Source organism: Chryseobacterium turcicum (assembly GCF_021010565.1).
GTDB lineage: Bacteria > Bacteroidota > Bacteroidia > Flavobacteriales > Weeksellaceae > Chryseobacterium > Chryseobacterium turcicum.
In genome coordinates, this window is the sequence record NZ_JAJNAY010000002.1 from 460,157 (window position 1) to 481,501 (window position 21,345).

The 21,345-nt window shown below is 32.2% G+C and carries 20 protein-coding genes and 7 tRNA genes; 5 read left to right on the plus strand and 22 right to left on the minus strand.

Annotated features, from left to right (window positions below):
- Positions 1-338 precede the first annotated feature (338 nt).
- Positions 339-785, plus strand: coding sequence for a VOC family protein (locus tag LO744_RS16890; RefSeq protein ID WP_230671467.1), 447 nt, complete (start codon positions 339-341; stop codon positions 783-785).
- A gap of 58 nt (positions 786-843) precedes the next feature.
- Here LO744_RS16890 and LO744_RS16895 read toward each other — a convergent pair whose 3' ends face one another.
- From LO744_RS16895 to LO744_RS16960, 14 genes are all read right to left on the minus strand, one after another.
- Positions 844-1,389, minus strand: a complete 546-nt coding sequence (locus LO744_RS16895; protein ID WP_230671469.1) for a 3'-5' exonuclease — start codon at positions 1,387-1,389, stop codon at positions 844-846.
- A 109-nt stretch (positions 1,390-1,498) separates the two neighbouring features.
- Entirely contained in the window at positions 1,499-2,047 is a 549-nt protein-coding gene (locus LO744_RS16900; protein ID WP_230671471.1) for a 3'-5' exonuclease, read from the minus strand.
- Between the two features lie 205 nt (positions 2,048-2,252).
- Entirely contained in the window at positions 2,253-2,816 is a 564-nt protein-coding gene (locus tag LO744_RS16905; RefSeq protein WP_230671473.1) for a metallophosphoesterase family protein, read from the minus strand.
- A gap of 498 nt (positions 2,817-3,314) precedes the next feature.
- Entirely contained in the window at positions 3,315-4,328 is a 1,014-nt protein-coding gene (locus LO744_RS16910; RefSeq protein WP_230671475.1) for an RNA ligase, Rnl2 family, read from the minus strand.
- Between the two features lie 179 nt (positions 4,329-4,507).
- Entirely contained in the window at positions 4,508-5,062 is a 555-nt protein-coding gene (locus LO744_RS16915) for a DinB family protein (protein ID WP_230671477.1), read from the minus strand.
- Between the two features lie 4 nt (positions 5,063-5,066).
- A complete protein-coding gene (locus tag LO744_RS16920; RefSeq protein WP_230671479.1) occupies positions 5,067-5,612 on the minus strand; it encodes a 3'-5' exonuclease in 546 nt (181 codons plus the stop codon).
- An 89-nt stretch (positions 5,613-5,701) separates the two neighbouring features.
- Positions 5,702-6,187, minus strand: a complete 486-nt coding sequence (locus tag LO744_RS16925) for a ribonuclease H-like YkuK family protein (protein WP_230671480.1) — start codon at positions 6,185-6,187, stop codon at positions 5,702-5,704.
- Between the two features lie 118 nt (positions 6,188-6,305).
- A tRNA-OTHER gene (locus LO744_RS16930) sits at positions 6,306-6,442 on the minus strand.
- Positions 6,443-6,614: 172 nt separating this feature from the next.
- Positions 6,615-6,696 (minus strand) — tRNA-Cys (locus tag LO744_RS16935).
- A gap of 289 nt (positions 6,697-6,985) precedes the next feature.
- Positions 6,986-7,057: transfer RNA gene (locus LO744_RS16940), tRNA-Asn, on the minus strand.
- A 6-nt stretch (positions 7,058-7,063) separates the two neighbouring features.
- Positions 7,064-7,137 (minus strand) — tRNA-Met (locus LO744_RS16945).
- A gap of 5 nt (positions 7,138-7,142) precedes the next feature.
- Positions 7,143-7,215, minus strand: a tRNA-Glu gene (locus tag LO744_RS16950).
- Between the two features lie 199 nt (positions 7,216-7,414).
- Positions 7,415-7,488 (minus strand) — tRNA-Lys (locus LO744_RS16955).
- Between the two features lie 104 nt (positions 7,489-7,592).
- Positions 7,593-7,665: transfer RNA gene (locus LO744_RS16960), tRNA-His, on the minus strand.
- Between the two features lie 744 nt (positions 7,666-8,409).
- Between LO744_RS16960 and LO744_RS16965 the strand changes: the two genes are divergently transcribed.
- On the plus strand, positions 8,410-9,768 hold the full coding sequence (locus LO744_RS16965) for a T9SS type A sorting domain-containing protein (protein ID WP_230671482.1): 1,359 nt from the start codon (positions 8,410-8,412) through the stop codon (positions 9,766-9,768).
- Between the two features lie 95 nt (positions 9,769-9,863).
- Here LO744_RS16965 and LO744_RS16970 read toward each other — a convergent pair whose 3' ends face one another.
- The 7 genes from LO744_RS16970 to LO744_RS17000 form a co-directional block, all read right to left on the minus strand.
- Positions 9,864-10,079, minus strand: coding sequence for a hypothetical protein (locus tag LO744_RS16970; RefSeq protein ID WP_230671484.1), 216 nt, complete (start codon positions 10,077-10,079; stop codon positions 9,864-9,866).
- Between the two features lie 15 nt (positions 10,080-10,094).
- Complete coding sequence (locus LO744_RS16975; protein WP_230671486.1) at positions 10,095-11,111, minus strand: tetratricopeptide repeat protein; 1,017 nt, start codon at positions 11,109-11,111, stop codon at positions 10,095-10,097.
- Positions 11,104-12,753, minus strand: coding sequence for an APC family permease (locus tag LO744_RS16980; protein WP_230671488.1), 1,650 nt, complete (start codon positions 12,751-12,753; stop codon positions 11,104-11,106). The genes LO744_RS16975 and LO744_RS16980 overlap by 8 nt, the downstream gene beginning before the upstream one ends.
- Positions 12,737-15,115, minus strand: coding sequence for a hypothetical protein (locus tag LO744_RS16985; RefSeq protein ID WP_230671490.1), 2,379 nt, complete (start codon positions 15,113-15,115; stop codon positions 12,737-12,739). The genes LO744_RS16980 and LO744_RS16985 overlap by 17 nt, the downstream gene beginning before the upstream one ends.
- On the minus strand, positions 15,106-15,849 hold the full coding sequence (locus LO744_RS16990; RefSeq protein ID WP_230671492.1) for a hypothetical protein: 744 nt from the start codon (positions 15,847-15,849) through the stop codon (positions 15,106-15,108). Before LO744_RS16990 ends, LO744_RS16985 begins: the two co-directional genes overlap by 10 nt.
- Entirely contained in the window at positions 15,822-16,955 is a 1,134-nt protein-coding gene (locus LO744_RS16995; RefSeq protein WP_230671494.1) for an AAA family ATPase, read from the minus strand. The genes LO744_RS16990 and LO744_RS16995 overlap by 28 nt, the downstream gene beginning before the upstream one ends.
- 189 nt (positions 16,956-17,144) lie before the next feature.
- Positions 17,145-17,786, minus strand: coding sequence for a hypothetical protein (locus LO744_RS17000; RefSeq protein WP_230671496.1), 642 nt, complete (start codon positions 17,784-17,786; stop codon positions 17,145-17,147).
- A gap of 315 nt (positions 17,787-18,101) precedes the next feature.
- Here LO744_RS17000 and LO744_RS17005 point away from each other — a divergent pair, with 315 nt between their 5' ends.
- From LO744_RS17005 to LO744_RS17015, 3 genes are all read left to right on the plus strand, one after another.
- Positions 18,102-18,614, plus strand: coding sequence for a YceI family protein (locus LO744_RS17005; RefSeq protein WP_074231741.1), 513 nt, complete (start codon positions 18,102-18,104; stop codon positions 18,612-18,614).
- A gap of 116 nt (positions 18,615-18,730) precedes the next feature.
- Entirely contained in the window at positions 18,731-19,555 is an 825-nt protein-coding gene (ygiD, locus tag LO744_RS17010; RefSeq protein WP_230671498.1) for a 4,5-DOPA-extradiol-dioxygenase, read from the plus strand.
- Between the two features lie 58 nt (positions 19,556-19,613).
- Positions 19,614-20,780, plus strand: coding sequence for a carboxypeptidase-like regulatory domain-containing protein (locus LO744_RS17015; protein WP_230671500.1), 1,167 nt, complete (start codon positions 19,614-19,616; stop codon positions 20,778-20,780).
- Positions 20,781-20,862: 82 nt separating this feature from the next.
- Here the strand turns inward: LO744_RS17015 and LO744_RS17020 are convergent, their stop codons facing one another.
- Positions 20,863-21,135: a hypothetical protein gene (locus LO744_RS17020; RefSeq protein ID WP_230671501.1), complete on the minus strand. Its 273-nt coding sequence runs from the start codon at positions 21,133-21,135 to the stop codon at positions 20,863-20,865.
- Positions 21,136-21,345 lie beyond the last annotated feature (210 nt).

A 21,345-nucleotide genomic window follows, 5' to 3' on the forward strand; every position in this document is an offset into this window, starting at 1 on the left:
ATTATCTCTTCCTCTCTGATTTCTTATGCAAAGTAAATGCACTATTACGCAGTCTTTTTGCGTAGCATAAATTTTTATGAAAAAGTTTGTATTTTTTATTAATTGCTGAATACTTCTTTAAATCTCATATAATCATAAAGTTGGTCTTTCCGCAGGAATCTAAGCAGTTTTTTAATCGTTGAGATTCCACGCTACACTTCGTTCCGCTCTGAATGACAAAGGCACTTTTATAATTTTTGAAATAATATTTATCTATCATTCATTTTATATAAAGAAATCAACAATTTAATTTTTTTGAAAATCTCTTTTCTAGCTTTGCTTTAATTAAAATTAAAACGATGATAAAAGGATTATACGAAACTCATATTCAAGTAAGCAACTTAGAAACTTCTATACAGTTTTATACAGAAGTTTTAGGTTTACAACTCGCTCACCTTGATGAAAACCGTCCGATTGCCTTTTTATGGATTGGAAAAAATAAAGAATCAATGCTTGGTTTATGGGAGCAAAAAGAAAATTTACAGACCAGACATTTTGCTTTTACGGCTGATAAAGAAGATATTTTAAATTATTCCGTTGAGTTTTTGAAAAATAAAAATTTAAAGCCTTATAATTTTTTAAAAGACGGAATAGAAGAACCAATGGTTTTTGCCTGGATGCCTGCTTTAGCCATTTATTTTAATGACCCTGACGGAAATCAACTGGAATTTATTTCGATTTTGGAAGGTGGCGGAAAACCGGAATTGGGAGTGATTTCTTATGAAGAATGGCTAGAGAGAAAATAAAAAACTCCCTTTTTGAAAGAGAGTTATTATTACATTTTTAATTTGCTAAATTATTACACTACCGCTGCAAACACCAATGCAATATTTTCGCAATATTCTTCACATCGTCAACACCTCTGTGATGTGTGCCTTCCAAAGGGAATTTCAATTCTTTCAACGCTCTGTCCATCCCGACACTTTTTCTTATCGGATGCAACTGAGCAAATAATGTTTTTACGTTAATATGGTCGTCACTCAAAGGATAATCTACACGCAATTTTTCTGTCTGGCGTTTGAGCATGCTCAAGTCATAGTTTCCATAACTTGCCCAGGTAAGATTTTCAGCATCGTAATCTTCTCTCAGAATATCCAAAGCATCTTCAAGTAAAATCCCATCATCATCCAGCATTTGTTGAGTAATGGAAGTCAGTTTCGTACAAAACGGACTTACTTTTGAATATTGAGGTTTCACTAAAATTCCCTCGTTTTGTGAAATTTTACCGGTTTTTCTATCCATAATACAAACGCCGATTTCTATAATTTCACTTTCTTGGCCTCTCGGCGGTCGGTCGTCCCAACACGTAGCTTCGAGGTCTATAATTAATATTTTGTCTGTTGTTTTCATTTGTTTAAAAAATTTAATATTTGTGGCTGGAAGTCTGAAGCTAGAGGCAGAAAGTAAATTTCGCACTGCAAAAAACTTCCCACTTCTATCATCCATCTTCCTAACCAAGTTATGACTGCAAAATTTCTCTCAAAATTTTGGCAGCATTGTAAGCATCGTCGGCTCCGCTGTGATGGTTTCCATCAAAATCCATGTTCATATAATGTAAGGCTCTTTTTAAACCCATCATTTTATGATGTCCGATATAATTTTTGAATTGATACATTACATTCAGATAATTTTCTGAGAAAGGGTTTTCTATTCCGAGATAATCACACTGTTCTATCATCTGTTCTTTATCAAAATTCCCAAAACCGGCCCAGGTCAGTGGTATTGAGTGATATTCATCTTTGATTTTCTCACAGGCTTCTTCGAAATAAATTCCTTTTTCTTCAATTAATTGTGGAGTAATTCCTGTAAGATTTGTACAAAATTTATTGATTTTAGACCTCTCAGGAATGACATAAATACTTTGTTTCTTAGAAATTGATTTTGTTGTTCTGTTTAATTCGCAAATTCCTATTTCTATAATATCAACTTTTTGTCCGGCAGGAATTCTGTCATTTTCCCAACATGTGGCTTCTAAGTCGACGATTAATATTTGATTTGTTGTTTTCATTTTATCATTTTTATTCTATTTATTCTATTTATTTTCATTCATCTGCGTTTTTTGTTTTTATTAATTTTTGAGGAGAAAGCGGGAAGAAATACCCAAAGAAGAATTGATATTGCTGCTAAAGCTTTGCAAAGATAAAACCACGAGTACGCATTCTATTTACGTAGTAAAAAAATAATTACAAAAAAACTCCCCGAAGGGAGTATTTCTAATTTCTAGGTGCAAACGGTGGTGTCCATTTTTTCTTTTTCATGATTTCTTTTACTTCTTCGTAGGAAACAGGATAGAAATTATGACAATCTACCCCGACATCGAAACTCAGCGCCAATTCATCATCCGGTAAAGTACCGTGAGAATGACCGTATAATTGCCAAACTCCTCTATGTGAACCGTTCCAAGTGCGCATTGCGTAATGAAAAAGAATTATTTTTTGTTTACCATTGCTGTTTTCGGGTTCATCGATTTTTAATTCGTGATAATCTTTGATGAAAGCAAAACGTTTAGGATATGTTAAAGTCGCACCTTCGTGATTGCCTTTTATGAGATGAATATTTCCATTGAGTCGATCCAAAATTTCTTTTGTAAAATCTGGTTTTCCTAAACTCATATCGCCCAAATGGTAGACTGTATCGTTCTCGCCGATCCTTTCATTCCATCTTTTGATAAGTTCTTCATTCATGTGTTCCAAAGACTCAAAAGGTCTTTCGGAGAATTTTATAATATTTTCATGACCAAAATGATGGTCTGCGGTAAAAAATATATTTGGTTTCATTTTTTTAATTGTTTGTTATTTAATCACAAAAGTTTTTTTAACACTTAAGAGCACATTCGTTTTTTAAAGTTTATTACTTTGAAAATATTTTAGTTCACATAAGATTAAAAATCAAAGATTTTTATAAAACTTAAGTAGATGAAAGAAAATAGAGAAAAGATAAAAGACTTACAACCTGATACTTATCTTCATAAAATAGAACATTAATTATTTTGCAGAACTTAAATGCTCTTTTCACCATTAATATTTAAACTTTAAGGCAGCTTAAGTGCTAAACATTTTCTAATTTTAATTGTTAATGAATATCCGTAATTAATAACAACTTAATTTTCAACAGTTTGTTTGTCATTCCGCAGGAATCTAAACTAATTTATTTTCAATATGTTGAGATTCCTGCGGAATGACAAAACGACTGCTGATTTTAGCGTTATGCTTAAAGACGGACATTCACAATTGTTATAATATTTACATAAAAGCTTATGTAAATAATTCCTAAAACTACATTTTTACAGTCATCAATTCTTCTTTTATCATATCAATGACCAAATTATTCAATTTCTTGTTAATTCTTTTATGCTCTTCTTTTTCTATAGTTGTGAAAGCTTTCGGGAAGTCTTTTTCAAAATCGTCTAAAATATCCTTTGCAAAAAGACCGATAACTTTACCTATCATTTTAGGTTCGAACTCACCAACTTTACTGACAACATTATTCAAACGGTTTATGGTTGCATATTTTTGTATTTCATCCCAGATATCTTGAGCTATTTCGCTGAAATAAACTGCCTTTTGAATAGGTTTATCTTTATTTACCATCTTAGATTTTTCGGTCCATTTTTCATTTTTATTTTTCAAAATGACTCTTGAGCCGTTTCCAAAATATTTGGTTTTTAAAGTTTTAATAATTGTTCCTTCGCATACATTATTTTCAATTTCCGGCAATCCCAACCAAGCTGGAATTTTAGAATCAAATGCATTTGAGAATTTCAAAACTTCTTCCAAAGTTCCTTGGAACAAAATTTTTGCATAGAAAAATCCTGTATCTTCGAAAATTTGGTTAACCAAATCTGTATCCAAATAAGTCGTTCCATTCAACTTAATATCGAATGCGTAAAATTCATTTTGAGGTGTATATTCAACACCTTTTTGAACTTTTATCGCTTCTTTTACCGATTCAACTTCTTTATGTTTGTAGCCTCCACCAAATAATTCTCCGTAGATTACTACAGTTTCTACATCCGGATGAATGGTTTTTATTTTTTCGAAAACGTTGATGACTTTTGTTCTGTAACGTTCTAAAATTTGATGTGCATTGTAGAATTTTTCATCTTTTTCGATGAAAGCAGTTCTTTTGGCAATTTTAATTTCTTTTCCGTCAGTGAAGAAAGAGAAATTAGCACCGTGAACCTTTTCCTGAACGACAAAAACCTCATCCCAGAAACCTTGTAATCTAATTTGATCGATGACTCGGGTTTGGTAAGCATTTTCTATAGAGTTATATGTTTTAAATATCATTTCTTTAATTTTTTATTATTTTAATCACATTTTTTACACTTAAGAGCACTTTAGTTTTTTTAGTTTACAACTTTGAAAATATTTAGTTCACCTAAGAGAAAATCAAAGATTTTTCAAAAACTTAAGTGACCTTTTTCAAAATAAATTTATCAATTACAAAAAGCTTAAGTGTTAAATTTTCATAGTTTTAATTCATTATTTTTCATCTGAGTAACGTGTCTCTTAGCATGCAGCGAAAGAAAGTAAATGTATTCATATACATTAATTTTCCCTAACTTATTTACGGTCATTGTCGTTTTACAGAGTAGACCTTCACCGTTTTTCATCAAGTCTAAATAGTTTAAACATTGATGATTTTGCTGAGAAATTAAACTTCTGATTTCATTTAAATTTAATTCTCCTTTTGGTTCCATGTGTTCCGGTCTTATCCATTCAAAAGCGCCGTACTCGCCTACTTTTTCAAACTTTTCCTGATTGAAACTATAATTTTCTATTTCAAGATTTAAATCAAGATTGAGATAATTCCGCATTGCTTTTCTTGAACCTTTTTCAATGAGAATCAACAAATAAAAGTTCGTGAGATAAATATGTTCCAAAATCTGCTGAACCGTCCAACCTCCGTTTGAAGGCTGAAAATTCAACGTTTCATTATTTTTATCAAACCATTTATCAACCTCACCAAAACTGAGTTTCAAATGTGTTTTTATATCTTGAATTAATCTAAAAATATCCATTACTTTATTTTTTTAAAACTTGATACAATAATTTTGCTGTGTTAAAAGCGTCATCTGCACCATTATGATTACTCCCTTCAAATTCTATATTTCTTGTCTGAAGTTCTTTCAATAGTCCAATTGGCTTTTCACCAGTCATTAAACTTATCAAGACTTTTAAATCAAGATACGTTTCACTAAAGGGAAATTTGATCTCAAATTCTTGACATTGACTTTCCATAATTAACTTGTCGAATCCACCATAACCGGCGTATGTTCTTCGTAATGAATTATATTTGTTTTTGATATTTGAACAGGCTTCTTTAAAAGAAATGCCTTCTTTTTCTAACTTTTCAGGCGTAATTCCTGTCAATTTTGTACAATATTCACTTACTTCCGATTGTGTCGGTTTTATCAAATAGCTTTTTTTGCCTTCGATATTTCCGTCCGACATATTGAGTTTACAAATTCCAATTTCAATGATTTCTCTTTTTTGATTTTCAGGAGTTTGCCCTTTTTCCCAACATGTGGCTTCGATATCTATGACAATTACTTTGTCGTATAAAAACATTTTAATTAATTTTTTTTATGGAAGCTGGATACAGGAAGTTTATATCGGTTTAAAAACTTCCAGCTTCCTACATCTCGCTTCCAGCTATTTTACACCATCATATCAGCACAATTGGAACTTGCGAATGCGTAAGGTTTTGCTTTAAACACATACCCCATTCCCAAAATATATCCCATTGCGTCTTTCAAAGCGACGTTGGATTTAAAATCCGGGTCAGTGTTAATGTCTGCGTGCACCTCCATTTCTACATCATACATTTCGAGAATAGAACAAATTGCATAAGCGATTTCTACAGACTTATTAACTTCATTCAACATTCGTTCTTTGATACTGATATTTTGTATTTCTCTTTCTTTTCTGATAAAGGTAAACGCTCCTTTTCCTTCACGAATAAAAACTACTGCTGTTGCATAATTGATGGCATTACCGTAAACGTGGGAATCTGAACCCACACAAATTTTTAGTCGGTGTCCATTAGCTTGTTCGCGAATGATGGCTTCTTCTACCAATGTTGTGATAGTATTTCGGAAAATCTTTCCGGTCATGTTTTGCCATGTTTGTTGTTGCGTTTCCATTTTTTCTACATGTTTTAAATTTGTTTTATTTACATATTAATTCGTTGATTCATCAGGATTCGAACCTGAACAACAAGAGTATATTTCCTGCATGCTTCCTTTACATTATAAGTGATATTGGTGGAAGTAGTAGGGTTCGAACCTACTCAGCAATGAAGCAACAGATTTTAACTCTGTTACTTTTTATTTTTAAGGAATCGTTCAATTAGTTCCTCATGTCAGTCTGCCCCGACTCTCCAACTTTGGCGTACTTCCCTTTTTTATGGGTAATAAGTAATTGATAATGAGTAATTCTCCCAATTAACTTTTAACTCTAAATTTTATAAAGAAAAACAAAGCCTGTCTCTATTTTTAGTTTGATGTAAGAACTTCTGCGCTCGACAAACTTTTATTTTTCCTTTGGAACTCATCTCATTTGAGTTATTTGAGATGGTTATGGGATTCAAACCCACTCAGCTTACGCAACGGTTTTGCAGACCGCCCCGACTCTTCCACTTCGGCGAACCATCAGATTTTATGAGTAATGAGTAATTTTTAAACTAACCTCTAATTAAAATAAAGCCTGTCTTAATTTTTGTTTGATATAAGAACTTCTACGCTTTGACAAGCTTTATTTGTCTAAAAATTTATATTATGTTTAAAACTTTTCTCATTCATTGACCATCATTATTAATTCTCTTTTTTTTGAGTTAAGAAAAAACCTGTCTATATTTTTGTGTTTTTTTTGGCGTAAAGATCTTCTGCTCTCGACAAGTTTTTTCTTTTTCTCTTTTGAAAAAATTAACATTTAGTTATTTGCGATTCTGGAAAGATTCGAACTTTCAACTTCTGGTTTAACAGACCAGCGCTCTACCATTGAGCTACAGAATCATTTTGTAATTTCGGAAGGACTCGAACCTTCAACCTTCGGCTTATGAAACCGATACTCTAACCTATTGAGCTACGAAATCTTTTGCACTCCATAAGAGAATCGAACCCTTATTTACTGCTCGAAAGGCAGTTGTCCTAAACCATTAGACGAATGGAGCAAATTGTCTGGAAAACAGGGTTGTTCATTGTTCCTTTTTATTGTTTTTAAAGGCATTTACGAATGCTTCACATTTCGAACCTATAACCTCCCGCATCCAAGACGGGTAAACAACCACCGTTATCTTTCCAGTTTTCAGACTCACTTCAAAATTCTTTTCCGAGAGACAGTCGGAGCAGAAAATTTTCCATGAATCTTTGTAATCCCAGAAAGAATCGAACTTTCAACTCCCGGTTTAAAAGACCGGTGCTCTAACCATTTGAGCTATGAGATTATATTAATTTTGAGAATGGTGAATCGTCAATGCGCTTCGCTGGTCTATTTTTAATTCACTAGTGAAACAAAATTCACCATTGACCATTCACTTTTAATCACTTTGGGTATCTTCGGGAATCGAACCCTGTTCTCCGGTGCCACAAACCGACGCTTTACCAAATAAGCTAAAGAAACCATAAAAAAAGCGCCTCTTTTTGAGAGGCGCTGTATATTTTTGACGTGTCGCTACATTAGCTGACCCATTTATATAAGCACCTTTTATTTACAAATTCACAATTAAGACACACCGCTCCTTTCGGTTCTTGCCCTTGTAGACTTGAATACTGATTGGATATGTTTAGTAAATGTTTCATTATATTTTTGTTTTAAATATTTTTAATTGAAGCCTGAAAACCAGTTGCTTTCAATTTTCGGTTGCAAAGTAAATATGTTTTTTTTGAATTCGCAAATTTATTTTCAATTCAAACCATTGAAAATCAAACAGATACACCTTAGGTTTAGATGTAAAATTCTTATCTGTAATACTTTACAGATATCTTAATTACCTAAATGACTGTCTCTCATCGGTTTATTTATCACTCTTATTTATCTTATTAATTGTTCATTTTGCATTAAATAAATTTCAATTTTCTGATTATTTTTTTTCATTCTAAATAATTTCTGCCCTAAAAACACAAAAAACGCCCCGAATGTCGAGGCGTTTTCACTATATTTTGATAAAATTTTACGTGTTTATTGTAAATAATTTTCAAAGCAAGCACATTTCGCCTCATTCCACACCATGCATTCATATCCGAACAACCCCTTTATTGATGGGCAATCGCATAGATTTAAACTGATATGTACTCTTTGTATTGTCATAATTTTACTGGGGCAAAGATAGATATTTTTTGTATTTTTAAAAAAATTCTAATAACCTATGAGAAAAATTTACTTTTTATTTATTATTTTAATTAGTTCTTTAACCTATTCACAATGCTGGAAAACTGTCACAAGCGGATACAAAACTTCTTACGGAATTAAAAATGACGGAACATTATGGGGCTGGGGAGTAAATGAGTTTGGACAACTCGGAAATGGAACCACCGTAGATTCAACTGTACCAATTCAAATTGGAAATGAAAATGATTGGATAGAAGTAGCGGCAATGGATGGCTCAAGCCATGTATTAGCTATTAAAAAAAATGGAACTCTTTGGGCTTGGGGATGGAACTCTTGGGGACAAGTCGGAAACGGAAATAATACAAACATATCTGTTCCCACGCAAATCGGAACAGATACAAACTGGAAAACTATTGCATGTTATGACAACCATAGTCTCGCCTTAAAAAAAGACGGAACTCTTTGGGCATGGGGAAACAATTACAACGGTCAACTAGGAATGACAGGAGGACATAGATATTACCCTACACAAGTTGGTAGCGATAATAATTGGGCTGTTATTGCTACAGCACTTTCAACCTCTTATGCAATAAAAACCAATGGTACTTTATGGGCTTGGGGAGATAATAACAGAGCTCAACTAGGTAACGGAACATTCGGTGTATGGAATAATCCCACCCCTACACAAATAGGAGTAGATACCAACTGGAAAACTGTAAGTGCTGGACATGTACGTGCTGCGGCTATTAAAACTGATGGTACACTTTGGCAATGGGGTGAAAAATTCAATTTTCCTGTTGCAGCTCCATATCAAACATTTCCGATACAAGTTGGTAACGATAATAATTGGAAAGATTTAGAATTAGGATACTTATATGCAACTGCGATAAAGACAGATGGAACATTATGGTCTTGGGGATATGGAGAGCTAGGTGACGGAACCTTTCATGGTTTTACAGCAAATCCTATCCCCGTAAATTCACAAAACGACTGGAAATTTATATCATCAGGTATGTACTATTCAATGGCATTAAAAAATGATAATTCACTTTGGGTTTGGGGGAGTAATTCTAATGGAGTTTTAGGTGACGGTACGACGGTTACAAAACTATATCCAGTTCCTATTAGTTGTCCTTTGTTGGTTTTATCAACTTATGAAACGAATATTGATAAGAACTTTGACATTTATCCTAATCCTGCAAGAAATACTATTACTATAGTGGGAAATAATGATTTTGTAAACATTCACGTTTACAGCATTGAAGGAAGGTTTATTAAAGATTTCTCTATAGAAAATAAAAAAGTTAATATCAGCTTTTTAGAAAAAGGAATCTATATTCTTAAAGCTCGAGATAAAAAAAATAATTTTTACACGAAGAAACTTATTAAACAATAAATCAATAAAAAGGTGGCCTAATTAACTTAGCCACCTTTTTATTATAATTTAGATTGAGTTTATTTCATTCATCTAACTATTCATTTCCTCGAAATTTAGAAACATCCTTGATAATCATGTAACTTTTTATAATCAGAAGTTGCAATAATTACGATTTCTTTTGCTTCGACCAAAGGAAGACTGGGAAATATTTCTCTTATTTTATTGATTGCAAACAGAGGTGATTTATATTTAATCTTCATTTCATTTACAATTTCATAAACATTTTTACCTTCGTGATTAAAATGAAGATACTTATTGATGTTATCCATTTGAAAATTTTTAAATCAATTTCTAAATATTTTATTTCTCCCCGTTCTGTATCTTGAAATATCTTTTAAAATCACCTCATCTTCCGGATTAAAATGCTTTAATTCATTGATAATCGAAGAATGTTTTTCTACATTTTCTGCAATGATTTCGTAAGCGATATTTCTAGTTGTTTCATGTAGTTTTACATCTTTTTTAAATTCATGTTTCATCGCTTCCAGATACATCAATTTCTTATCAGAAGGTGTTTTTAGATATAAATTTTGAATTTTAATATTTAAATCTTCTACACTATTGATATTCACAAAATAATTATTCAGACAATTAAATGCGTCTTTATTTTCTTCCCAACCTTGTAGCAAAATGTTCTGTGCTTCATCTGGAACATTCATTTTTTTGCGGTAAATAAGAGAAGCTTTCACCATTTGGTCATTACTTACATAATCATCAACAACCATCTGATAATAAGAATGTGCATTTTTGGTATCGTTAATCTGCATATAAAGGTCACCTACTTTTTCTTTTTGCTCGAGCTCTTTGTACAATTCAATTGATTTTTGATATTGTTTCGCTTTCTCAAAACAAGAAGCCGCTTCCGACTTATTATTCAGTTTTTTAAGATAAATTACGGCAGCTTCATTGTATAAACCGCCATCTTCGAGCGTTTTTGCGCCACGAAAATTATCATTCAACAAATTCATATATACTTTTGCAGCTCTTGTATAATCTTTTTCGGCAATATATTTTTCAGCGAGCTCTTCATATTTACTTCTGATTCTGTCGAACAAAGAATTGTCGAGATAAAAATTTCCGCCACCGCCTTTTTTCCCTGAAGAATTTCCAGATTTTTCTTTATTCTGAAGGAGGATTACTACAAAAAATACAATCACCAAAACGACGATAAAAATCACCAGATTTCCAATAACGCTCCAAAATGTTTTTTGAAAAAGCTCAGCAAAAATCGCAATGATTTTAATGATTGCCAAAACCATAAGCGCTCTCAAAAATTTGTCTATAAACTTCTGTTTATTCATTGTCTTCAGATTTTAAAATAGTTTTATCTTCCCTGAAAAGCCTGTATAAAAGAAGTGCTACACAAATAATCAAAGCCCAGACAAACCAATTGTAGCCAAACATTTCGATGATTGGATAAAAAATATAGCCCAGCAACATAACCAAAACAACCATTAGAAAAATTTTGATTCCGAGAGGAACATTTTCTCCACCGAAATCTATCTTTTTCTTTTTAAAAATAAGGGAATATAATCCTACAACACCTGTCATTAAAAGAATCAGCCAAAAAATATCCGATATTGAAACGTTTTGTGTTCCGTCATTTGATTTATTTTCTCCTTCAAGATAAGCCTGAGAATTTTCATCTACATCGGAAACTGGCGGCTCAATCGTTCCATAAAGCTTGCCTAAAGAATCTGCCATCAGAATTTGCTTTCTATTAAGCACCATTTTCACAACCCCTTTATCAGCAGGGATTCCGTTTCCTTCTTTTGTAAGTGAATCTGCAATTTTGTTTTGTAGTTTTTCGGTATTTTCTGTAATTACTTTTACTATTTTTTTATTGTAAATTGTTTTGAGAGAGTCTTTGGTTTTATTTTCATCAATTCTGTATTTTTCAACATCTTTTACGATATCATTTATCGATTTTTCATGATATTCTTTGGTTGCTTCATGGAAATCATTCATCAATTTTCCTCTTCGCTTTCTGTAAATAGAATCAATTTTTATATCAATATCAGTAATCCCAGATTTGAAGGCTAAAATTTTCCCAATCTTACTTTCCTGTTGAGCTTTTCCGGAACTTATGTGTTCCTCGGTTTCATCTTTAGTAAACTGAAATCCTATTCTGCCTATCACCATTAAAATGATAAAAACAAAAAAAATCCAACGGTAATTTCCCGAGCCAGAACTTCCATCTGAAGAATCACCACTTCCACCAAAAAAGTTTTGAAACCAGTTTCCAAATTTAAACTTGCTAAAACCATCCCCTCTTGAAGTTCCCATTATATCGAGCGGAACACCCAATTCTACAGCTCTTTCAGGATATTTTTCAATATATTTTAAATATTTCTCTATTTCCTTTTTATTTCCTGCCATTACCTTTTTCATATCAAAAGGCAGGTTTTTCATCCATTCTTCTTCGGTTTGTGGCTTCTGAAGCGCTTCCATCACTTGGTCGTTATCCATTTCAACCATAAAGCTTTTAATCTCTTGTGGAATTATTACTCCATTGGATGGTTTTCTAAGTTTATCTTCTGCTTGTTTAGGATGATTAAGCATTGAAAGCCAATCGATTTCCTCGTTTAATTTTACCAAGCCAAAATCGGGATGCATCACCAGAAATTCAGCGTTGGTATTTTGCCAGTCTTCAGGATTAATTTTAGGATAAAAAGTGGTATTTTCAGGAATAAAAAGTTTGTCATCTACGCATTGAAAATAAGCGTTCTTTCCAATTTCAGAAGGCACAAAATTTTTAAAAATCAAAAAACATCCGTACACAACATTCGGCTCGTTAGAAGGAATGGGAAATGAAAGAACTTCATCTAAATCGATTCCTAAAATTTCCATTTCATTAAACCAAATCAATGGTGAAGAACCTTTAATTAAAAGCCCTTTTTTAGGATAATTATTTCTCGGAAAAGGTTTAATTCTCAGTTCCATATTCTACAATTTGATGAATAAATGGTTCTAAATATTCTAAAATCATGTCATCCATTTTTCTTATTTTCAGTAAAGTACTTTCAGGTAAATAATACTCTGAACCTCCGAATTCACTATGACTCGCCAAAGCTAAAAACCCAACATCCATCGATGGAATATAAAACTCAGGAATACTTTGATTGCTGCTTTTAAAAGTTAGCATTCCACGAGAATCTGTGATAATTTCGCTGCCTTCAGAAAAAGTAAATCTGTTTTTATTTTGCTGAGCAAAAATCGTCATTGGATATTTATTACGATAAAATACTAATGAATTATCATAATTTTTGGTCAACGCATTGTTAGAAATCACAATACCATGTTCTGAATTGATGCCTACATTGTTGAAATTATTTAAAATTTTAACACCATTGTCATTCAGTTTATAGAGTTCAGTTTCAACTTTTGAATTGTTCTTTTCAACAGCATAAATATCACTTATAACTTCAATAGAGATATTTCCTTCTAAATTTATTTTGTAAACCTCGAAAGTTTCTTTCTTAAATAAATAAAAATCTTGATTGAAATGGACAAGTTTAGACCCATTTTGAATTTTATAACCTGACAAATTCAATTCAAAATATTCTCTTGTATTTACATTTAATTTAGAAATTAGTTTTTTATCCGGTTGATAATGACATAAAATAAATTGTTGCTGTTTGTTTTTGGCTAAAGCAAACTGACCTTTTGGCCTTACCGAAATATCTTCAAACAAAACCTCACAACCCCGATGAATTTTATACTGGTCGTAATAGTTTTTATTATAGTAATTATCTGATAAATAGGTTTTAAGCAACTGTTTTTTAGAACTTAAAATAAAAAATTCACCTTCATATAAAAATGTTGCAATTCTATTTTTTAAGGTTGGAAATAAAATAGGATAGTTCAACGGAACATCTGCTTTTTTGCTTTTCAGAGAGTTATTATTTTCTCCTTTTAGGTTTCTCTTTGGAGGATTTGCCCACAATTCTTTTAAAGGAAGCATGATTTTCTGAACGTGTTTTCTTGTTCCTTTATCATGCTTGTAAAAATTGAGTTCACCTTCTGCTGAAGTTGTCACCAGAAATTTCAACTGGTCTCTATTTTCATGGATGACTTTTTGAAGGTTTTGATTTGATAAATTCTCCTGATTGGTCATAAAAAATACTTCCAAATCTTTTCCGCTATGTTCTTCCTTAAAAAACTTTTCTAGTGATTGTGAAACGTCCAAATTCGGACTTACAAGATTCAGGTTTTCGATAACTTCTTCTACTTTATCAAGGTTAATGGGAGTAGAATTTTGTCCCAAAGCAAAAACCTTACACTCGGAATGTGCTTTCGGATGTTTGATGACCGCAATTGCCGATGCAAACGCCAAAACTTTCGGAGTTCCCCAATTTTTCAAGGAAGTATCGATGAGAATAATCCTTTCAAAAACATTTTCTTCAGGCGGAATTTCACGTTGAATGTATAAAGCTTCATTATTTGCCACACGATTCATAAAAACCTCATCTTCATTGGCAAATTCCGACAAAAGCATTCTGCTGAAATCGCCTTTATTAGTCATATCAGAAACTCCGCCAATCGGCTGTTCACCGGGAGAAAGATGACGCATCGGAATTTTCAGCCCGCTCCAGATTCTTTTAATTAAGCTTCCAACTTGAAAAGTTTTAGGCTCTTCTATTAATTGCTGAATAAAATCTTTATCAGTTTCTATTGTTGTTTCTTCTTTGATAAGTTCGTCTTCTAAATCAACAATTTCTCCAAAACCCTTCATTGTATCAATAATAGATTCGGTGGTAGAAAACTTTCTGTTGATATATGCTAATGTTCGAATATCTTTTCTAAATACCTCATAATTAAAGTTTCGTTTATTCGTACATTCTTCGATAATACTAGGCTTCTTAATGTATCTATCATATAACTGTTCTGCGTTTTTAGAAGAAACTCCAATTCTATTCTCGGAAAAGACAGTTAATAAAAGTGTAATTTTATTCTGTTTTATCGTGTATTTTTCTGGCAAATTACATAGCTTCTTGAGAAGTTCTATCGCTTCTTCCAACAACTCTCTAGTTTCTGTTCGTTCAACATAACGATTAAGTTCAGAAAACAGCGATTCAATATCAGCAAATTTATCCTGAGTTACATATAAAACTAATAATAACGCACCAAGCGGTGGCCAACCTTGTAATTGGATTTCTTTTAAAATTTCAATAATATACGGGCGATAAGCAACCGTTGTCATTACATTTGGGAAGTAGATAATACTAAGTTCAGAAAGATGATCATCAGTCCTCCATTCCCAAAAATAACTTTCGTAAGATTGGAAATATTCTTCTAATTCCATTCTTGTGATTTTTCAGCCAGACGAAATGAACTTACAGACAGTTTTCTGAAATTCTCTTTATTGATAGACAAAACACTACCGTCTTCATTCCACAAAAGCCATTGATTTTGATTTGCATTATATTTTCTTTGGAGCAAAGAACTCATATTTTTAAATTCAAAATCGAAACCTGTCGGTAAAAGATGCTCGTCTTTCAGCCAAAATGTTTTTCCAGGAAAACTCAACAAAGGATTTCCCATAAATAATGCTTTATCATTAATGACAATCCAATTCAGTTTTTCTAATTTGAATTTTGGTATCGTTACAATCATTTCTTTAACATCAGAAATCGAACATAGCAAAGCCATTGCAGGTTGTTCTTCTTCGCTTGGCTTTAATTTAATCTCAACCTTTTCCTCGATTCCAAAAAAATTATTATTTGAAATAGGAAAAGTTAGTTTTAAAGCTTTATCAATAGGATTCCAAAGCAAAGCAGTTCTCACTTTTTTAGCGGGAACCAAAGAATCTTTTCGAAATAAAAGTCCTTCTCTTAATTCGTACAGCAAAAAATTGGGCAACTGTTGAATTTCCGATGAAGCAACCTGTTCATCGGTAAAACCTCTCAACCAGATTATTTCTTCATCCATGGCAATCTGAACATTTTTCCAGTCTCGAATAGACCCTAAAAAATCTTTATCAGCATGGGGAAGTTCAGCCCAAAAAGTTTTTATACCGTTTGAAGAATTTTCTGCCATAAACTTTCTATTTCCTGTTGAATATATTGTTTTTGCTCAGGATTTCTGATCCAGTCACAACGAGTTTGAAGATACCTTAGCTTATCTTTTATCACGTTTTGTTCGTCAAAACTTAATGTTCCACTGTTCCATTTTTCGATGAGGATTTTTACATCTTTCATCACTTCTTCCGGATTGGGAATTTTATTTTGTAACGCTTGCGGATGAGATTTCGGATGGTCGTCTTTCTCAATCGTTCTGTTGATAATTCCCTCAAGAATTTCAATCTGTTCTTCGGTATCCCAAATATGCTTCAACACCCATAAATCTGAAATAACTGCTTCGTTTCGACCACAAATTAATGCACTTGCGGCAATTAAATTTTGCAACTTCACAGCACGACGGTCAGAAATGGCAATTCCTGTATTTCTAAGGTTGATAATTGTATTTAAATAAACTTTGTAAATAGGTTTTAGGTCTATTGTTTTACACAAACTTTGAAGTTCTTTAATTTCGTTCGACAAAATTTCAGGCGTTTCTGTTTCTGTATTATTTTCCAATTTTCTTCCGGCTAAAAGTACTTGCTGAAGAAGGTCAGGATTCACATTATCAACATTTATTCTGATTAGAAAACGGTCAAACAAAGCATTCAAGGCTTCGTCTTCAGGAAGAACATTACTCGCACCGACAAACATCAATGCGGGAAGTTTTTTTGTTTCTTTTCCTCTTTTGAAAATCTTTTCGTTTAAAGCCATCAAAAGAGAATTCAAGATTGCCGAATTGGCATTAAAAATCTCATCCAGAAAAACCATCGACGCTTCGGGCATCATCCCTTCCGTGTTGGTCAACAATTCGCCTTCTTTTAATTTTCTAATATCAAAAGGACCGAAAATTTCGTTCGGTTCTGTAAAGCGTGTTAAAAGATATTCAAAGTTTTTACCGTCTGTTACAGCATTGGCTAAGGTTCTTACAATAGCAGACTTTGCCGTGCCGGGAGGTCCGTACAAAAATGCATTTTCTCTTGCCAGCAAACAGATTCCGAGCAAATCTACAACGTCATTTTTACCAACAAAAGTATCTTTTACATGGGCAAGTACTTTGTTTAATTTTTCTATATTTTGAGTCATTTGTTTTTTATATTATTTTCTTTCAAACAGTTTTTATATAATTCTCGCTGATTGTACAGATTTAGCTGATTAAAAACAGAGAAATTAATCTGCTTAATCTGCGAGATAAATTATTTTCATTTAAATTTAATATTTGAAAATATTTTTCGTTCGCAAAGGCATTCCACTCAGCAAAGAAAAACGAGCGTTTTAATCATTAATTATTTTTAATTCTTTCCAAAAAATATCTTTATACATCCCAAATTCTGCTATTAACAATTGATTGATGTAGGGGATTTCTGCGAGCTTATAAGCTTTCTTTTCTACAATTCTTTCAAGATATAATTTTCGGTAAGTTTTATCTTTCAATTCTTCTTTCCAATTGATTTTTTCAAGATTTACATCAAATCCGACAGCTGAATAATGAAATGACTGCAGGATATTTTCCAGAATATTGACTAAAGGATCTGTAGAATCTGCAACCTGAAGCCCAACAACAATCTGTGGTAAAAATCTTAACGACAAATCTGCGGATAAAATTGCGGAAACATTATTTTCATCTTTATACTGTAGAATCAGCTTTTCTACATCTTTCGCCGTATCTTTTCTTATTAAATACAATTGAGCGCTGTGGTACAAAATTTTCCCAGCCCAAATAGCAGCTTCTTTATTGAATGGAATTTGATCAGATAAAAAATCTAATCTTTCTTTTTCAAATTCAGATTCAAAAAAATCTTCCGCCTCATTTTCTTCTTTTTGAGATACTGTTTTAAGGTTAGAAAAAACTGTTAGTGCACCTTCTTTTCTAAGAAGAAACAAAGTATCTAAAAATGGGGATTTATTTTCCATCATCTAACAAAAATAGAATTATTTTCTTTAATTGTTTATGAATTTTAAAAACTGAAATAAGATTCATCACCTAAATGGATAGATAAACCAAAATATCTTTCAAAAAAAAATAATCCACTTCATCTTTACATTGCCTAATTCTCAACTAAACAGTTAACGTTTTAAACAAGAATCATAATTAGTTGATGATAAACAATTAAAAAATCTAGAATTTGTATTAAATTTATATAAAATTGAATTTCTTATCCTAAGTCAATGAATTGGATATCATTCTAGCCTTAGATTTGCATTATAAATAACAACAAAAAAATACATACAATGGCTACAAAATGGAATTTAGACCCAGCACACAGTGAAATTACTTTCAAAGTAAAACACATGATGATTTCTAATATTAAAGGTAATTTCACTAACTTCAATGCTGAAATAGAAGCTGAAGATGATACTTTTGCCAATGCAAAAACTACGGCTACAATCAATGTAGATTCTATCTCTACTCACAACACTGACAGAGATAATCACTTGAAATCTGCAGAATTCTTTAATGCAGAAGCCAATCCAACAATTACTTTTGAATCTAATGCTCTTAATAATTCTGTAACCGGAAATCTTACGGTAAATGGTGTTACCAAGCCAATTACTTTGGATGTAGATTTCGGAGGAATCAACGTAGATCCTTGGGGAAATACAAAAGCAGGTTTTTCTTTTGAAGGAAAAATCAACAGAAAAGATTTTGGTCTTAACTGGAATGCAGCTCTTGAAGCAGGAGGTGTAATGGTAAGCGAAGAAGTAAAAATTGCAGGTGAATTGCAATTTGTAAAACAAGCTTAATTTTAAAATAAGTTTCTACAGCCCACAATTTGTGGGAATAATGAAATTAATAGTTTTTTAAATCAAAAAGGTTCAGGGATTTTATTAACCTTGAGCCTTTTTTAATCTTCATAAAAATGAATCTCAACGATTTACAGAATATAAGCAGCCAATTTAAAAATTCTCAGAAAATGCCTGTTCTTTTTCTGGGCCATGGCTCTCCGATGAATGCTATTGAGGAAAATCAGTTCGTTCAGGGTTTTAGAAATGTGGCGAAAGAAATACCGAAACCTAATGCGATTTTGTGTATTTCTGCACACTGGTTTACGCGTGGAACAAAAGTTACGGCGATGGATATGCCCAAAACAATTCATGATTTTGGTGGTTTTCCACAGGCTTTGTTTGATGTACAATATCCGGCTCCCGGAAACCCTGAATTAGCGCATGAAATTACCGATATTTTAAATCTTATTGTGGAAGAAGATCACAATTGGGGACTTGATCACGGAGCTTGGTCTGTGATTAAGCATATGTATCCGAATGCTGATATTCCGGTGATTCAGTTAAGCATTGATTATACAAAACCACCACAGTATCATTTTGATTTGGCAAAAAAATTAGAAAAACTAAGAGAAAAAGGAATTTTAATTATTGGCAGTGGAAATATTGTTCATAATCTAAGATTAATTGATTGGCGAAATATTGATACCGTTGGTGCGGGTTGGGATTGGGCAATTGAAGCTCGTGAAAAAACCAACAATTGGCTTCTAGATGGAAATTTCCAAAATCTGATTGATTATCAAAAACAAGGGACTCCTCTGCAATACGCCATTCCTACTCCCGATCATTATTTACCTTTAATTTATTCTTTAGGTTTAAAAAATAAGTCTGAGGATTTGATTTTATTTAATGATGATTTAATTGGCGGTTCGTTGAGTATGACGAGCGTAAAAATCGGTTAAAATTAAATTCCTTTTAGCTGCTTTTTATATCACTATAAATTTAGTAATATTGTTTACCATGAAAAAAGCAGTATTACTCTTGATGATCATCTTACCTTTTTATCTTTCGATTGCTCAAGTAATCAAAGGTACAGTGGTAAATGATGCCGAAAAGCCCATTTCCAATGTCAACATTTATTTAGACGGTACAAAAACAGGGACTATTTCTGGCTCAGACGGAAGCTTCAGTCTTAATATTCCTTCTAACAACAATAGTTTAGTTTTTAAAAAAGATGATTACGAAACATTTACAGTTAATACATCACAAGTTTTAAACAAAACATTGAAAGTTGTTTTAATTAAATCTAAAGAGATTGAAGAAGTAGTTATCATTCCTTTTACAGAAGCTACGTATAAGAATTACATTCATTTCTTTCTAGATTCTTTCATTGGATATGATAAAGAAAATGTAAGAATAAAAAATCAACGCGCACTAAAATTTGCCTACGATAAAAATAATAAAACTTTAAAAGTAAAAGCTCCACAAACTTTAATCATCGAAAATAAAAACTTAGGATATACCATCGAATATAATCTTGTAGAATTTTTTGCAAATTTTAATGAAAATACAACCCGATTTGTGGGTACCAGTTTCTTCAAGGAAACAAAAAGCAACGATAAAGTAAAGCTGAATAGAATGAATGCTTACGATGGCAGTCAGGTTCATTTTTTCAGAAGTGTTTTTGAAAATAAAGTTGCTAATGAAGGCTTCATTGTGAACCAAATTACCAAGTTTCCGAACTCAAAATATCCGACTGAAAAAGAATTACAACGACTCAAAGATTTTGCTGAAATGTTTAAATCTAAAGGTACACTGAATGTTCCGGAAGATATTTTAGATATTGGCAACCGTAAAAGAAATGAGCAACCTTATAAAATTGCTATTACAAAAACCCAGATTCGGGAAACTGAATATACTAAAAAAACAGACAGCAAATTGTATTTAGACTATGATTATATGATGCAGATTAATTTCAAAAAGTATTTTTATGAATTGAAAAAAGGTCAGTTTGTAAAAGCTACAATCCCAATTATACAGACCTCTTTTCTTCATCCCGAAAACGAAACTTTTGAAATTTACCCTAACGGAAATACCTCAAACCCCGGCATACTAACCAACCAGGGGGAATTTACAAAAGATAAAATTGAATTTCTGTTACCTTTAGATTATCAACTGGGAGATTGATTGTATATTATTATTAAAATTATTGCACAAAAAAAATTCGGAAGATAAATCTTCCGAATTACAATATGAATAAGTGTGTCAATTAGATTCTTGTAATAGAAACAACATGTGGTACGCCTTCGATTGGGCAATAAACTTCCACAATAGCTTCCCAAATTACATCTGAAGGAGGCATAGAGGCATCACATTTGAAACGGTAGTTAGTTCCGTTTACAATTTGTGTAGAAACCATTTTAGGAGAATATTTTACTCCTACAAATCCTCTCATTGCTTCGTCAAATACTTTTTGATCTTCTGGTGTAAGAGCGTGGTATGCTGTCCATCCTCCTACTAATGATTTTTGTGCTGTTGTCATGATTAATATTTTGTTTTGCTCCTACTCTTGTGGCTTTTCGGATTACGCCCCGTTTTTAAATGGTTCCTGGTCTCCATGGTTAAAGTTTTTTTTACAGATTGTTTATAAATCCTATTGAATAATTTAAAAGTTAACCATCAATATTTTTTAATAAACAATGCTATATTTGGTTGTGATCACATGACAAAACTAGCTCAGAAAAAATAAATT